At 43.2% G+C, this 14,975-nt stretch carries 13 protein-coding genes and 2 pseudogenes; 14 read left to right on the plus strand and 1 reads right to left on the minus strand.

Annotated elements, in window-relative coordinates; genetic code table 11:
* The first annotated feature begins 9 nt into the window (after positions 1-9).
* From DXA07_RS02485 to DXA07_RS02535, 14 genes and pseudogenes are all read left to right on the plus strand, one after another.
* Positions 10-1,074, plus strand: coding sequence for an FUSC family protein (locus DXA07_RS02485; RefSeq protein WP_117808207.1), 1,065 nt, complete (start codon positions 10-12; stop codon positions 1,072-1,074).
* Positions 1,064-1,180: pseudogene (locus DXA07_RS13255) on the plus strand (CDP-alcohol phosphatidyltransferase family protein); the annotation flags it as partial. The gene DXA07_RS02485 and the pseudogene DXA07_RS13255, both read left to right, overlap by 11 nt.
* 303 nt (positions 1,181-1,483) lie before the next feature.
* On the plus strand, positions 1,484-1,831 hold the full coding sequence (locus tag DXA07_RS13870; RefSeq protein ID WP_348980730.1) for a phage tail tape measure protein: 348 nt from the start codon (positions 1,484-1,486) through the stop codon (positions 1,829-1,831).
* Between the two features lie 225 nt (positions 1,832-2,056).
* Positions 2,057-2,344, plus strand: coding sequence for a hypothetical protein (locus tag DXA07_RS02495; RefSeq protein ID WP_021943411.1), 288 nt, complete (start codon positions 2,057-2,059; stop codon positions 2,342-2,344).
* Positions 2,345-2,383: 39 nt separating this feature from the next.
* Entirely contained in the window at positions 2,384-2,863 is a 480-nt protein-coding gene (locus DXA07_RS02500) for a GNAT family N-acetyltransferase (protein ID WP_008402123.1), read from the plus strand.
* A gap of 95 nt (positions 2,864-2,958) precedes the next feature.
* The gene (locus DXA07_RS02505; RefSeq protein ID WP_117808210.1) at positions 2,959-3,564 is read left to right on the plus strand and encodes a TetR/AcrR family transcriptional regulator; all 606 of its coding nucleotides are present in this window, start codon (positions 2,959-2,961) and stop codon (positions 3,562-3,564) included.
* Positions 3,565-3,658: 94 nt separating this feature from the next.
* Complete coding sequence (locus tag DXA07_RS02510) at positions 3,659-5,449, plus strand: ABC transporter ATP-binding protein (protein WP_118483257.1); 1,791 nt, start codon at positions 3,659-3,661, stop codon at positions 5,447-5,449.
* Positions 5,446-7,179 carry an ABC transporter ATP-binding protein gene (locus tag DXA07_RS02515; protein WP_117822249.1) on the plus strand — a complete coding sequence of 578 codons (1,734 nt, stop codon included), beginning with the start codon at positions 5,446-5,448 and terminating at the stop codon, positions 7,177-7,179. The genes DXA07_RS02510 and DXA07_RS02515 overlap by 4 nt, the downstream gene beginning before the upstream one ends.
* Before the next feature lie 373 nt (positions 7,180-7,552).
* Positions 7,553-8,658: pseudogene (locus DXA07_RS02520) on the plus strand (iron-containing alcohol dehydrogenase family protein).
* A 37-nt stretch (positions 8,659-8,695) separates the two neighbouring features.
* Complete coding sequence (locus DXA07_RS02525) at positions 8,696-10,039, plus strand: acetyl-CoA hydrolase/transferase C-terminal domain-containing protein (protein ID WP_117822248.1); 1,344 nt, start codon at positions 8,696-8,698, stop codon at positions 10,037-10,039.
* 148 nt (positions 10,040-10,187) lie between these two features.
* Positions 10,188-10,457, plus strand: a complete 270-nt coding sequence (locus DXA07_RS13875) for a SulP family inorganic anion transporter (protein WP_348980722.1) — start codon at positions 10,188-10,190, stop codon at positions 10,455-10,457.
* A 20-nt stretch (positions 10,458-10,477) separates the two neighbouring features.
* Positions 10,478-12,067 carry a SulP family inorganic anion transporter gene (locus DXA07_RS02530; protein WP_348980723.1) on the plus strand — a complete coding sequence of 530 codons (1,590 nt, stop codon included), beginning with the start codon at positions 10,478-10,480 and terminating at the stop codon, positions 12,065-12,067.
* Positions 12,037-12,300, plus strand: coding sequence for a hypothetical protein (locus DXA07_RS13880; protein ID WP_348980724.1), 264 nt, complete (start codon positions 12,037-12,039; stop codon positions 12,298-12,300). Before DXA07_RS02530 ends, DXA07_RS13880 begins: the two co-directional genes overlap by 31 nt.
* Before the next feature lie 72 nt (positions 12,301-12,372).
* Entirely contained in the window at positions 12,373-13,224 is an 852-nt protein-coding gene (locus DXA07_RS02535; RefSeq protein ID WP_118483259.1) for a hypothetical protein, read from the plus strand.
* A gap of 223 nt (positions 13,225-13,447) precedes the next feature.
* Here the strand turns inward: DXA07_RS02535 and DXA07_RS02540 are convergent, their stop codons facing one another.
* Positions 13,448-14,923 (minus strand): hypothetical protein, encoded by a 1,476-nt coding sequence (locus DXA07_RS02540; RefSeq protein WP_118483261.1) that lies wholly within the window; start codon positions 14,921-14,923, stop codon positions 13,448-13,450.
* Positions 14,924-14,975: the final 52 nt, after the last annotated feature.

The following is a 14,975-nucleotide window of genomic DNA, read 5'->3' on the forward strand; positions in this document are numbered from 1 at the left end:
AGGATTTATATGACATTTTATCAGGAGTTGCAGTTAAATCAGGCAGGTTCTAAAAAACTGTTGAAAAAGAGTGAAACACTAAAAGAAAAATTATATCATATGTGGGTATATCTGGTGAAGATAGCTGTTACAATGGCATTTTGTTTTTTCTTTGTTAGTATTTTCAGCACCCTATTTGGAAATGAGAACAGCATTGTAGGTGTAGTAGTCTTATTATGTCTCATGGTGTTTAGAAATGCGGATTTGGGGATCCACACCGGACAATCTACGATGCTTTTGGCTTTGTTCTTTGTAATTATGACTGTATGTCCGCATTTAGCAAATCAGTTTTCACCGGTATTGGGAATGCTGTTAAATATTGCGGCACTGGCTGTGTTGATTCTGTTCGGATGCCATAATCCACTCATGTTTAATCAATCTACATTGGTTCTTGGGTATCTGCTGCTATATGGTTATGATGTTACGGGAAAAAGCTATCAGATGCGATTAGTCGGAATGGCTTTAGGTGCAGCACTTACCTGCTTCGTATTTTATCGAAATCATAAAAACAGAACTTATAAAAGAAATCTGAAAGATCTGATACAAGAATTTGATATCACTTCTTCCAGAACAAAATGGCAGATATGTCAGATTTTATGCGTACCGATTGTCCTTTGCATTGCAGAATTTTGTAATATGCCACGTGCAATGTGGGCTGGTATTGCGGCCATGTCCGTGATTTTGCCGTTTATGGAAGATATGCACTACAGAGTCCGTAAAAGGATTGTCGGAAATATTGCAGGTGTTATATGTTTTACAGTATTATATTTTCTGCTTCCTTCGTCAATCTATGCATATATAGGAATTCTTGGTGGAATCGGTGTAGGATTTTCAGCACAATATGGCTGGCAGGCAGTATTTAACACATTTGGTGCCTTAGCCATTGCTGCAGAGACTTATGGACTACAAGGAGCGGTTAGTCTTAGAGTGATTCAAAATGTTTTTGGTGTTGTGTTTGCTTTAGCATTTTGTGTTATATTTTATTGGTTTATGTCTAAAAAAAAGGAAAGTGAGGTGACCGTACATGCAGAGTGAAGTGAATCAGGCAGAAAATTTGAATAGAATTATTACGGTTCCTAATCTTCTTTCTTTTTTTCGGCTTTGTCTGATTCCGGTAATTATATGGAGTTATTGTGTAAAGAATGCCCTTAAAGGTGTGAATGGACAGATCAAGTCCACCCAGTCGAAGCTGAAGGATGTTAACAAACTGCTGAAACTGGATCCGGGCAATACGGAACTTCTGGCACAAAAACATAAACTGCTTGCTGAGGCCGTTGGTGAAACAAAAGAAAAACTGGCAACCTTAAAGATGGCAGCAGAACAGGCAAATACAGCACTTGCCAATGGAGAAATCTCACAGGAACAGTATGATGCCCTTCAAAGGGAAATCGTAGAGACGGAGCAGGATTTGAAGAACCTTGAAACACAGGCAAATCAGTCAGCTATGGCAGTCCAGAAGATAGCCACAGCCGGAGAAAAGTTAAAGACCATAGGAGATAACATTTCCTCTGCCGGACAGAAACTATTACCCGTTACAGCAGGGGTGACTGCTCTTAGAACAGCATCGGTTACTACGGCTGCCAATTTTGAATCTTCCATGTCACAGGTGCAGGCAATAATGGGAATCACAAAAGATTCCATGTCTAAGGTAAACGGACAGTCAGTAAATACAATGGATACACTTTCCAAACTGGCAAAGAAGATGGGTGCAGAAACTGCATTCTCTGCATCAGAGTGTGCAGAGGCTCTTAATTATCTGGCTCTTGTAGGATATGACACACAGCAGATCTAGAAGGTTGGTTAGGTTTCCAACATTGACCTTGTGGTAACTTTGGACAGGAAAAGGAAACATAACAAGTAAAAATATCTGTTAATATAAAGGATAATACAGAATAAATTTAAACAGGTTTTATCGACAATGAAATGTTGGTAGAACCTGTTTTCAGTTTTGAGATGACCTGTGTTATAATGAATATTAATTTATTTATAGTTGCAAAAGAAAAAGGAGATGCATAACATGTGGTCTGTGACCAGAATAGATGAAGCAGATTATGGCTGCGAGGAGCGGATGCCCGGGGAACCGCTTCTGGTGCTGGTAACAATCGAAAGTGACGATGGTAGAATGTGCCGGTTTGAGTGTGCGGAGAACTGGCTCCTGCAACAGGGCATAGATGAGGGTGATGAATGGCCGGAGGATATTGAGCAGGTGGAAGCGGACAGAGAACAAATTGACCGGATGAGCGAGTGGATGAACAAATACTATGAAGCCGTAGAGGAAATGGAAGACCTGTTTGATGCAGAGTGAATAAGTAAACGAAGAAAGACAGAAAAGAGAGGACTTACCATGCAGATAATGAATGCAACAGAAGAAGATAAAGATGAACTGCTGGCTTTATACCATGCGATGATCGGGGGACCATGTGAGTGGAGCGAGACATACCCGGATGAGAACACGATCGCATTTGACCTTAAGAATGAAGACCTGTTTGTGATGAAGAACGATGCAGGAGAGATCATTGCGACGATCTCAATCGACCATGACGATGCCGTGGAGTCACTGACCTGCTGGCATGAAGATCAGGCACCGTCGGGAGAATTGTCCAGACTCTGTGTAAGAAAGGATATGCAGGGACAGGGAATCGCAAAGCAGATGATGAATTATGCCGGTGATGTGTTGAAGAACAGGGGCATGAAAGGAATCCATATTCTGGTTCGGGAAGGCCATGTGGTAGCACTTTCGACATATGCAAAGATCGGATTTAGAACTGTCGGGGAATGTGATCTGTTTGACAAACATTTTATCTGTATGGAGAAGAAATTTTAAAGAAATAAGCTTGACTTTTATAAAATAACAGCGTTATAATAACGCTGTTATTTTATATTGCATATAAATGACGATGAGTGATCAAGGTGTGGTTTATGAGAAAAGAATCAGAAGGTGTAACAGAAAATTTATTGGATAGTGCCAGAAAGGAATTCTTACAATATGGATTCCATGATGCCAGCCTGCGGAGAATATCGGCAGACAGTGGAGTCAGCACGAATTCAATCTATACAAGATTTGGCGACAAGAGTGGCTTATTTACGGCGATTGTAAAAGAAGCCGCAGATGAGTTAATGGCGATTTATTCTGACAGCATAAAGAAAGCAGGAGAAGCGACAGATATCAGTCGGGCGGAGGATGCCGGAGATGAAGGAACGGATCTTGTACTGGAATATATTTACAGACATCAGGAAGAATTCAAACTGATCTTCTGCTGTTCGGCGGGAACAGAATATGAGACATATTTTGACAGGCTTGCGGCAAAGGAAGAATACTATTATAAACAGTTTGCGAAGCAGTTTTCGGATGGAGGACATTCGATAGATGATTTTTTTATCCATGTATATTGCAGGAACGGATGGCAGTATGTGTATGAACTTATCACACATGATAAAAGCTATGAAGAGGCAAAAGAATTTATGGCAAATGTCAGAGCATTTAACTATGCGGGCTGGCAGGCGGTGATCGGAATGAAGTTCTGATAATAGGGACTGCTGCATGAAATACAACATGCACCAGTCCTATAAAAATAAATACAGGTTAGTAAATGCTAACTTTAGTAACAGGAGGTTAACTATGAAAGAAAAGAAACAAAGTGCATTGTCCAGACTCATGGGCATAGCAGGAGGGTATAAGTATTTTACCTATGCGTCCTGTGTTCTTGCGATCCTTTCTGCTTGGATCGCATTGATACCATTTTATGATATCTGGCGTATTATGAAAGAGATCCTTGAGGTTCGGCCGGATTTCGCAGATGCGACACATATCAAAACCTATGGCTGGCAGGCTGTTGGATTTGCCCTGCTTGCAATGGTTATCTATATTGTCGCGCTGATGTGCTCCCATATTACGGCCTTTCGTGTACAGGCAAATATGAGAACCACTATGATGGAGCATATCATGAAGCTGCCGCTTGGCTACGTTGAGAAAGAAGGAACCGGAAAGCTCCGTAAGGTTGTAAATGATTCAAGTGCAGCAACAGAGACTTTCCTCGCACATAACCTTCCGGATAAAGTAGTTTCCGTTGCAACGCCGGTTGGACTGTTAGTGGTGATGTTCGTATTTGACTGGAGACTGGGAATTGCCAGTCTGATTCCTGCGGTTCTGGCATTTATCATGATGGGAACATTGATGATGGGACCAAAGATGGCAGAGGATATGAAGCAGTATCAGAATGCACTTGAGACCATGTCTTCCGAGGCAGTTGAGTATGTAAGAGGTATTCCGGTTGTTAAGACCTTTGGACAGACGGTGTACTCATTCAAGAAGTTCAAAGCGGCAATCGATGATTATGAGAAATGGACGCTTGATTACACCAAGGGGATGATGAAGCCGATGGTGCTGTTTACAATGTCAGCAAATGGAATCTTTGCAGCACTAATCATTGTTGCTTACATTCTGGGTGGTAATCATGTAAGTAATACATTTGTATTAAACCTGATCTTCTATATCCTGATCACTTCGGTTCTTACAACTACACTGATGAAGATTGCCTATGCAGGCGAATCCCAGATGCTGGTGGAGGATGCATTACAGAGAATGGATGATATTCTAAATGCAAAGCCTCTGGTAAATACAGAAAAGCAGGAGATACCAAAGGATGCATCGATCACGATGGAGCATGTTACATTTGCCTATGACGAAGCAAAGAAAAATGCAATTGACGATATATCCATGAAGATTCCGACCGGTGCACATATCGCTTTCGTTGGACCATCCGGTGGTGGTAAGACGACATTGGCATCTCTGGTTGCAAGATTTTGGGATGTAAAGGATGGCAGCATAAAGATCGGTGGTGTGGATGTTAAAAATATTGACACTAAGAAACTGATGGAAGAAGTATCGTATGTATTTCAGGACAGCAAGCTGTTAAAGATCAGCATATTGGAAAATATAAGAATGGGTAGACCGGATGCGACTGACGAAGAAGTTATGCAGGCACTTTCTGCTGCTCAGTGTATGGATATCATAGAGAAGTTCCCGGCGGGGGTACATACGATGATTGGCTCCAAGGGAATCTATGTATCCGGTGGTGAAGCACAGCGGTTATCGATCGCAAGAGCATTTCTTAAAAATGCACCGATCCTGATCCTAGACGAAGCAACAGCATTTGCCGATCCGGATAATGAGCGTCTGGTTCAGAAAGCGTTTGAGAATCTGGCAAAGGACAAGACGGTTATCATGATCGCGCATCGCCTGTCAACCATAACGGATGCGGACTGCATCTATGTGCTGAAGGATGGTAAGATCGCAGAGAACGGAACACATGAGGAACTGTCGGAAAAGAACGGAATCTATACTCATATGTGGAAGGAATATAACAAATCTGTCAACTGGCAGGTAGGAAGGAAAGGTGAAACAGCATGATAGAAAAATTAAAGCACAAATATGCCTTGTCCGAAAAGGGTGCAAATGCTATGGTTCGCGCCTTTGTGGCAGTTACGATCTCCAATCTGGTGCTGATGCTCCCGGTAGGACTGCTGTATCAATTAGCTTCCTACCTGTTGGAGAACCGTGTTCCAAAGGATAAACTGATATTCTTTATTATTGGAATCAGTGTAACTTTATTGTTAATTGTAATATCAACAAGTTTTCAATATAATTCGACTTTCTATTCGACCTACGTAGAGAGTGGAGTCCGTCGCAGAACGCTTGCAGAAAAGCTGAGAAAGCTTCCGCTTTCTTTCTTTGGCAAGAAGGATCTTGCAGATTTGACAAATACAATCATGTCCGACTGTGCATTGATCGAGACAGCAAGCTCACACTGGATTCCTGAGCTTGTAGGCGCATTTATATCTACAACATTGATCGTGATCGGGCTGTTTTTCTTCGACTGGAGAATGGCGCTGGCGGCTGTATGGGTTATGCCGGTAGCATTTGCCATCGTTGGTTATTCAAAGACAGTTATGGGTAAGGTTCATGAGAAGACGATAACCTATAAGCTTGCATGTCTGGACGGGATACAGGAAGGTCTGGAAACGATTCGTGATCTTCGTTCCAATAATATGGCTGATTCTTATATGGAGGGTCTGAATAAAAAGATCAAGGATGTCGAGCATCATGCGATAGTATCCGAATTTGCAAATGCAGCATTTGTCTGCTCCGCACAGATGATCTTAAAGCTTGGTATCGGGACAGTGGCACTTGTTGGAAGTATTCTTCTGGTTGATGGCAAGATCAGTGTACTGACGTTCTTTGCATTTCTGTTGGTTGTAACCAGAATGTATGAGCCGCTTCAGATCTCGCTTCAGAATCTGGCTGCCGTTATCAGTATCAATAAGAACTGTGAGCGTATGGATGAGATCCTGTCTCATGATGAACAGACAGGAAGAGAGAATCCGGATAATAAGGGATATGACATCGTATTTGATCATGTGGCATTCTCCTATAAGGCTGGAGAGCAGGTACTCTCCGATGTCAGCTTTACGGCAAAGCAGGGTGAGGTCACAGCCCTGATCGGACCATCCGGCGGTGGTAAGACAACGGTTTCCAGACTGGCAGCAAGATTCTGGGATAACAATGCCGGTACGATCACAGTCGGCGGCATGAATGTTCTGGAAATTGATCCGGAGCAGTTATTGTCCTTGTATTCGATCGTGTTCCAGGATGTTACATTGTTCAATAATACAATTATGGAGAACATCCGGATCGGTAAAAAGGATGCGACCGATGAAGAAGTTATGGCAGCAGCAAAGCTTGCAAACTGTACAGATTTCATTGAGAAGCTTCCGGATAAATGGGATACCATGATCGGTGAAAACGGTTCCGAGTTGTCCGGTGGCGAACGTCAGAGAATCTCGATCGCAAGAGCGTTCTTAAAGGATGCGCCGATCATTCTGATGGATGAAGCAACCGCATCTCTGGATGTAGATAATGAGTCGGTTATTCAGGAATCTATCTCCAAGCTGATCCGGAATAAGACGGTACTTATCATTGCACATAGAATGCGTACGGTAGATGGTGTTGATAAGATCGTTGTGTTGAAGGATGGCGTAGTTGCGGAGCAGGGGACACCTGCGGACCTGAAAGCCGGGAACGGCATCTACAAGCATATGGTTGACCTCCAGCTGCAGTCTGAGCAGTGGAAATACAATTAAGGCTGTGAAAAATTTGGAGCCGGTGGGATATATATTTATTACGCAGAGCACTTTCGTTCGATTATTACGTAGCGGTACTAAACTCATCACCAGATGGTGATTCGTTAAGGACCGACGTAATAATAGGTCTGCTTCATAAAATATATATCCCTCCGGCTTCAAATTTTTTAGGCGTTAGTTCATCATACCAATCGTTTGTATTTCCACTGCTCTATGTTAGTGTTGGTCTGAATGGAATAAGTTGCAGTTTGGGTTAAAATAGAGTATGTTGAGTATATAATTATGTAGAATATAGAATAGTGTAAAATATAGAGTAGTGCAAAATACAGAGTAGTGCAGAATATAGAGTAATGCAGAAATTTTGAATAAGAGAATGTATAATAAATTACAGGGCTACAGGAGGTTGGCGATTATGGCGAAGATTGATACCAGGGAGATACAGATACCATCGATATTAAAGGTGGAGAAAGATCTGCTCAGACGGATCGGGGGTTATCTTGCAGATGAGGGAATCTACAAGGTTGTGATCCTGTTTGGCAATGGGTTGATCGATATGTTTGGACATACGGTGATGGAGGGTATGTCAGACAGCGGTGTTGAGGTGCTCCAATATATGGAGATGGATACCGTTCGGATCGACGATCTGGTGCAGCTTGCATTTTCATTCCCGAATACTGCACAGGCGGTACTTGGTATCGGAGGCGGTAAGGTGGTTGATGCGGCCAAATATTGTGGCTTCTTAAGAAAACTGCCATTTATCAGCGTGCGACGTCGGCATCCAGTGATGGATTTTCCAGTGCCAGCGCATCTCTGATCATGGAGGGACGACGCAAATCTGTACCGGCAGGGATCGCATATGGAATCTTTGCAGATATCGATGTGATAAAGGGGGCACCGGAGGCATTTCTGTTTTCCGGTATCGGTGATATGGTATCGAAGATCACGGCACTTTATGACTGGAATTTTGAAGAAGCACATGGACATGGTTCAGTAAATGACTTTGCGATGATGATATCGAAGAAGGCGGTTAACAGCTTTGTGCGGACGCCGTTTAAAGACATTCACGATGAACGGTTTATCAAAGAACTATTAGATTCTCTTGCCATGAGCGGTGTGGCAAATGAGATTGCAGGAGACAGTGCGCCGACCAGTGGAAGTGAGCATCTGATATCACATGCATTGGATCAGATGTTGGAACGTCCGCAGCTTCATGGTATTCAGGTCGGAGTTGCAACATACCTGATGAGTGTTGTTCAGGATCACAGATATGAGCGGATCAATACGGTATTTACAGATACCGGATTCTGGGATTATGTGAAGACAGTCGGCATGAAGCGGGAAGATTTCATCCGTGCGATCGAAAAAGCACCGGCTATAAAACCATTCCGGTATACTTATCTTCACGAAGAACAGTACCGAAAGAAAGCGATAGAAGTATTGCAGTCAGACACGAAGCTGTCAGAGGTTTTACAGGCATAATTTGTGTCAGGGACGGATAAGCGAAGGAGGGAACAGTATGACATACGAACATTTTTTAGAGGAATACAGACGAAAACTCCGCACACCGGAGGAAGCGGTTTCCGTTGTAAAAGATGGTGACTGGGTGGATTATACCTGTTCACTTGGAAAGCCGGAGATCCTGGATCGGGCATTGGCGAAACGTAGAGACGAGCTGTTTGATGTTAAGATCCGTGGTAATCTGATCTCAGGGCCGATCGCAGTTGCAGAATGTGATGAGAGTCAGGAGCATTTTACTTATCACAGCTGGCATTGTTCAGCATATGAGCGGTCGTTATGTGATCGTGGACTCTGTTATTATATTCCGATGGTATTTCATAATAATGCAGCATATTATGAGTATTTTCTTAAGGTAAATGTAGTTATGCTCAGTGTGTCACCGATGGATCGGCATGGATATTTTAATTATTCGGTCAATACCGGAGTGGCAGCACCAATCGTGCGTGCGGCAGATATCGTGATCGTAGAGATCAATGAGAATCTTCCGAAGGTTCGCGGCGGTTATGATGAGTGTATCCATATTTCGGATATTGATTATATCGTGGAAGGAGAGCATGAACCGTATCCGGATATGCTGATGCCAGAGCCGACTGCAGTTGATCGTAAGATTGCGGAACTGATCATTCCTTATATTGTGGATGGAGCAACCCTGCAGATCGGTATTGGAAGTATGCCGAATGCACTGGGTGATATCATTGCGGAGTCTGATCTGAAGGATCTTGGTATGCATACGGAGCTTTGCAGCGATGCATATCTGAAAATGTATCTGGCGGGAAAACTCACGAACAAATACAAGCAGATCGATCGCGGAAAAGGAGTATTTGGTTGTGCGGTCGGAAGCAAGAGCCTATATGATTGGATTGACGATAATCCGGGAGTCGCGGCATATCCGTTAGAGTACGTGAATCGTCCCGGAGTGATCGGTGAGATTGATAACATGGTTTCCATCAATAGCTGTGTTGCTGTTGATCTGTATGGTCAGGTGGCAGCGGAGAGTGCAGGTGTCAGACAGATATCCGGAACCGGTGGACAGTTGGATTTCCTCGTTGGTGCATCTGCATCTAAGGGAGGTAAAGCATTTATCTGCATGAGTTCTGTGTACAAGGACAGTAAAGGGGTGGTTCATTCAAGAATTCATCCACAGTTTAATGGAGATATCGTTACTTCTCCAAGAAGTCAGGTTTATTTTCTGGCAACGGAATATGGGGTTGTGAATCTGGAAGGCCGTTCAACATGGGAGCGGGCAGAGGCTCTGGTATCGATCGCACACCCTGATTTCAGAGATGAATTGATCAGGGAAGCAGAAGCGAGAAAGATTTGGCGGAGATCCAATCGGAGATAGACAATGGATGGTGCAATTGATATATGTCATATATCAGATGGTTGATAACAGGGGGCTGAATAGAAGAAAGGCAAAGATAATGGTTGTGCATAGCTCCACTTTTCTTTTATAATTGCAGTATAAGAATATACAGATATAAGAGGCAGAGATGAAGATAACATTAGCGGCTACATTACGTCATTATGATAAGAAAAATTTCATAAAGGATCTTCTTGCAGGTATTATTATCATGGCAGTATCCATTCCGATCTCCATGGGATATGCGCAGATTGCCGGACTTCCTGCGGTCTATGGACTGTATGGTTCGGTATTTCCGATCTTGATATTTGCTCTGGCCTCGACATCGCCTCAGTTTATTTTTGGAGTGGATGCAGCTCCGGCAGCCCTTATTGGGTCGGCATTGTTAAGCTTCATATAGAGAGTGGATCAGAGGAGGCGATGGCGGTTGTTCCGGTACTGACCTTCTTTGTGGCATTGTGGCTTCTGGCGTTTTATATTATGAAAGCAGGAAAACTGGTCAACTATATATCGGCACCGGTTATGGGCGGATTCATTACCGGAATCTGTACGACTATTATACTAATGCAGGTACCGAAGCTGATGGGAGGATCGGCAGGAACCGGAGAGTTTTTTGAGCTGGCAGAACATATTATAAAGACAGCCAAAGATATCAATTGGCAGTCGGTGGTACTGGGACTTGCGGCTCTTGTGCTATTGCTGGTATGTAAGAAGCTGATCCCAAAATTCCCGATGGCGGTTCTTTTGATGATAGCCGGGGCAGGCATGACATATCTGCTTCCTATAGAGGACTGGGGTGTGCAGACACTTGCATCTGTTGATACCGGACTCCCACACTGGGCGGTTCCGGATTTTAGTGTGATATCGATCCGCGAGGCTGTAACGATCAGCCTGTCGGTAGCAGTCGTTATAATGGCAGAGACACTTCTGGCGGAGAATAATTTTGCGCAGAAGAATGGTTACCGGATCAATGATAACCAGGAGATTCTGGCATTTTCAATGGGAAATTTCCTTGCGGCATTTACCGGCTGTTGTCCGATCAATGGCTCGGTATCAAGAACGGCAATGGGAGAACAGTATCAGGCAAAGACACAGCTTACCGGTATCATAGCAGGTCTTTCCATGATCGTTGTTCTGGTCTGTGCGACCGGATTTATCGGTTATCTTCCGGTTCCTGTGCTTACAGCTATTGTGATATCAGCGTTGCTTGGAGCAACGGAATTTGATCTTGCGGCAAGACTCTTTAAAGTCAGCCGTACAGAATGCCTGATCTTTTTCGGGGCATTCTTTGGTGTGCTGTTACTTGGCACGATCAACGGTGTATTGATCGGTATTCTTCTTTCCTTTACAGAGATGATCATACGGACAGCCAAGCCTGCAAGATGTTTCCTTGGAATCCAGCCGGGGCATAAGCATTTCCGGGATCTGAAGGAGAGCAGCCAGATCCATGCAATCTCCGGTGTACTGATCTATCGGTTCAGCAGCAATCTGTTCTTTGCGAATATACAGATCCTCCAGAGAGATATTGAAGATCATATCACGCCTGAGACAAAGGCGGTTATCATAGATGCCAGTGGAATCGGCAGTATCGATATAACAGCGGCTGACAGGATCGCCATGTTATATCAGTCGTTAAAGGATAAGGGAATCCGTTTCTACATGACAGAGCATATCGCAGATGTGAATGAACAGCTGCGTAAGTTGGGACTTGGTTATCTGATTGAGGAAGGCTGTGTCAGACGAACAGTACATATTGCCTTAAAGGATATGGGAATTAAGCGACCATATCCATTAGAGGGGGATGTAGACAATCAGCCGAGAAGTGCGTCCAGAAAGCGTGCAGATAACAGGGTTCAGGAATTTGTCTGGGCGTTTGGAGCGGAGAGTGAAGATGAGATAGAGAAGCAGATCAGACTTCAGATCGAGCATTTGAAACAGACCGGAGATGTTGATGAGCTTTTGCATGGAGCTGGTCACATATGGAAGCTATGGATGAGGATGAGTGGTTAGAGCATCTGGAAGAGCATCTGAAGGAGATCGTTCATATATCAGGTAAGGAAGAGGAAACGATTGCCAGACGCTTCGAGGAGCATCGTAGAGAGATCCATGACCGTATTGCAAAGGAACATCCGGAGCTTGCGGAGAAGTTTAAAGAACGAAGACATTTGCTGGATGAGCATTTGAAAGAAAAACATCCTGAGGTTTATGAGTTGGTCGTAAAACTCCGGGAGAAAGATAATTAATAAAAATAACAAAATAATAATTCTGTCATATATTGTACTATACCTGAATATAAGAAAGGAAGAGAGCAATTTATGGCACAGTTTACCAATCAGGCACAGCTTCGCTATGGTAATTCCATAGCAAATTCCAATATAGCAGTCGGAGAACTGCTGGAGGTACTGTCAGCAAGTAAGACCGCAGTCAGAAAGACATATGGTCAGAATGATACAGTGACATATGTTATCACGATCGTAAATGCAGGAGCCACAGCACTTAGCGGTATCACGATCACAGATAATCTGGGAGCATATACATTCGGGGAGGGAACGCTGGTTCCACTCACATATATTGCAGATACTGTAAAATATTATGTGAATGGTGTTCTTCAGACTGCACCTGTTGTAACAGGAGTACCATCGCTTGTAATCTCGGGGCTTACAGTTCCTGCAAATGGAGATATTACAGTTGTATATGAGGCAGAGGTGAATGCATTGGCACCGATGGATGCAGCAGGAACGATCACAAATACAGCAGTTGTGACAGGTGGTGGCATTACTCCAATCACGGTAACAGAGACAATCGGTACAGAGAGTGAACCTATCCTTACGATCACAAAGTCGGTAAGTCCGGTTCCTGTAACAGAGAACGGAACACTGACCTATACATTCCTGATCCAGAATGCAGGAAGTGCACCGGCAGATATCGGAACCGATGCGGTGATAGTGGATACCTTTAATCCGCTTTTGTCAAACCTTGCAGTATCCTTTAATGGAACGGCATGGGCAGAGACAACAAACTATACCTATGATGAGACAACAGGAGTGTTTACAACGATTGCGGGTCAGATCACAGTCCCGGCTGCAACCTATACACAGAATCCGGTTACCGGTGTATGGACGGCGGATCCCGGTGTCAGCACATTGGTTGTAAAAGGCACGATCTAGGGATTTTCTATATGCAGAATTGTGCAGAGCAGACAGACGAAGTCTGTAGTGACATTATATAATAATCTGGTAAGACTACAAAGGCGGCTGCTTCTTTGACTTGTAAGAAGCAGCCGCCTGTCTATAAATTACCCCTCATATGAATAAAGTGAACATCAAATGATGTAGCTATAAAAACAATTAAATATTATCATGCTGATGTGTAAAAAACCAGAAGTGGCATTTATAAAGTTGAATCTGCCACTCTGCTTTGATTTTCAGAAATCAGCTTTTGTATCTCATTTCTGACAACGGTATTATCTAAAACATAATCTTCAAAATCTACCGAGTGAAAGGTATAGGTTAATGCCTGTATAATATCCGGATCAGACACACAAATGATAAAATCTAGTTCTTTATTTGGAACAAGCAGGGCATACTGATCCGTATATAAAAGAAATGCCCAGTTATCCGATACCGGAATTTTTTCGGTATCAAGGACAAAGAGGTTCCGGTCAAGCCGTGCTTTTAACTGTTCCAGAGCATTGATAATATCCGGCGTATCTGCTTCCACATAGAAACCGGATTCGGAAATCACATGATTCCTTGCAAATTCCCGGATGCCGTCCAATGTGATGCCCTCACTGGCATTCATTTGCTGCATGAAATGAAAATGCTGTTTTAGGGTTTCCGTGAATTCTTCCGGAACATATTTATCAACCAGATCGTCCGTTACCATCAGGCAGGCACCGGGATGCTTCTGGATAAAGATCACTTCTTCTGCAGGAATGGATCTTGCCTGAAACTGTGGAAGCTCCTTCTGGCTGAAGCTGGACAGAAATGGTTCCGCATGGTCAAATACGGAAACGAATTCTTCCCGCATTAATCTGATAAGGCTTGAATCGGTCAACAGGCAACCTTTGTTGGCATCGGCATTTAGCAGGAGACAGGCATCATCCGTTATGATATAGAAAGGAAAAAGTACACCGGAGTTCTTGCTGACTTTTTGTTCATTGGAATAATAGTAAATGTTATAGGTGATGTTGGTTTCTTTTGTAAGAATTGATTCTAACAGAGTAGCAAATCCGTCCAGTTTTTCAGTGATGTCATCCGGTTTCTTTGTTTGAAAATGCAGTATCTGGGAAATTGCTGCATTTTGAAATTTTCCGGAAGCGATAAGTGAGCGAATGCTGGAAAACAGTTTGATCCGTGATGACAGGTCGAACGGAAGTGATACCTGTAAATGATTGTTTCCTTTTTTGCTGGCGTGTATTAAGAATTTAGTCAGACCACAGATGATCTCATCCGTGGAGTGATAAAGTATAGTTCCTGTGGCAGCCTGTGACTGATCTGTATCAATCGGATTGTCAGGTAGTTTATTTTGTAATTCCTGTGAGCGGGAAGGTGTCTGGTTGTTAGATGCATTGGCGTCTATATATGGAGAACCGATCACCCTCAGACATTTCTCTGTGAATTTCAGGTAATGATAATTGGTCTCGCCCAGCCGTTCCAGATAAAAGGCATCATATAAAGCCATCTCATCGGCAGCAGATATATTAAGCTGGCGGATAATACTTGTAATCTGATCTTTTGTGGGAATACGTTTGCCGCTCAAGATCTGATAGAAGCTTGAACGGTCGATCCCGGTTTCATTGATCAGAGAATTTTTCGTTACGGATTGCGAATCGATGATTAAATTTAATAATGAATGAAATGACATGCAGTTATACCGGCAATAACTTTAGATTAGTAAAACATGGAAGTAAATATGT

Source organism: Clostridium sp. AM54-37XD (genome assembly GCF_003478225.1).
Taxonomy (GTDB): Bacteria; Bacillota; Clostridia; order Lachnospirales; family Lachnospiraceae; genus Coprococcus; species Coprococcus ammoniilyticus.

Coding starts and splice junctions, on each gene's coding strand:
- DXA07_RS02485 (WP_117808207.1), top strand. CDS start 10: ATGACATTTTATCAGGAGTTGCAGTTAAATCAGGCAGGTTCTAAAAAA.
- DXA07_RS13870 (WP_348980730.1), top strand. CDS start 1,484: ATGGCAGTCCAGAAGATAGCCACAGCCGGAGAAAAGTTAAAGACCATA.
- DXA07_RS02495 (WP_021943411.1), top strand. CDS start 2,057: ATGTGGTCTGTGACCAGAATAGATGAAGCAGATTATGGCTGCGAGGAG.
- DXA07_RS02500 (WP_008402123.1), top strand. CDS start 2,384: ATGCAGATAATGAATGCAACAGAAGAAGATAAAGATGAACTGCTGGCT.
- DXA07_RS02505 (WP_117808210.1), top strand. CDS start 2,959: ATGAGAAAAGAATCAGAAGGTGTAACAGAAAATTTATTGGATAGTGCC.
- DXA07_RS02510 (WP_118483257.1), top strand. CDS start 3,659: ATGAAAGAAAAGAAACAAAGTGCATTGTCCAGACTCATGGGCATAGCA.
- DXA07_RS02515 (WP_117822249.1), top strand. CDS start 5,446: ATGATAGAAAAATTAAAGCACAAATATGCCTTGTCCGAAAAGGGTGCA.
- DXA07_RS02525 (WP_117822248.1), top strand. CDS start 8,696: ATGACATACGAACATTTTTTAGAGGAATACAGACGAAAACTCCGCACA.
- DXA07_RS13875 (WP_348980722.1), top strand. CDS start 10,188: ATGAAGATAACATTAGCGGCTACATTACGTCATTATGATAAGAAAAAT.
- DXA07_RS02530 (WP_348980723.1), top strand. CDS start 10,478: ATGGCGGTTGTTCCGGTACTGACCTTCTTTGTGGCATTGTGGCTTCTG.
- DXA07_RS13880 (WP_348980724.1), top strand. CDS start 12,037: ATGGAAGCTATGGATGAGGATGAGTGGTTAGAGCATCTGGAAGAGCAT.
- DXA07_RS02535 (WP_118483259.1), top strand. CDS start 12,373: ATGGCACAGTTTACCAATCAGGCACAGCTTCGCTATGGTAATTCCATA.
- DXA07_RS02540 (WP_118483261.1), bottom strand. CDS start 14,923: ATGTCATTTCATTCATTATTAAATTTAATCATCGATTCGCAATCCGTA.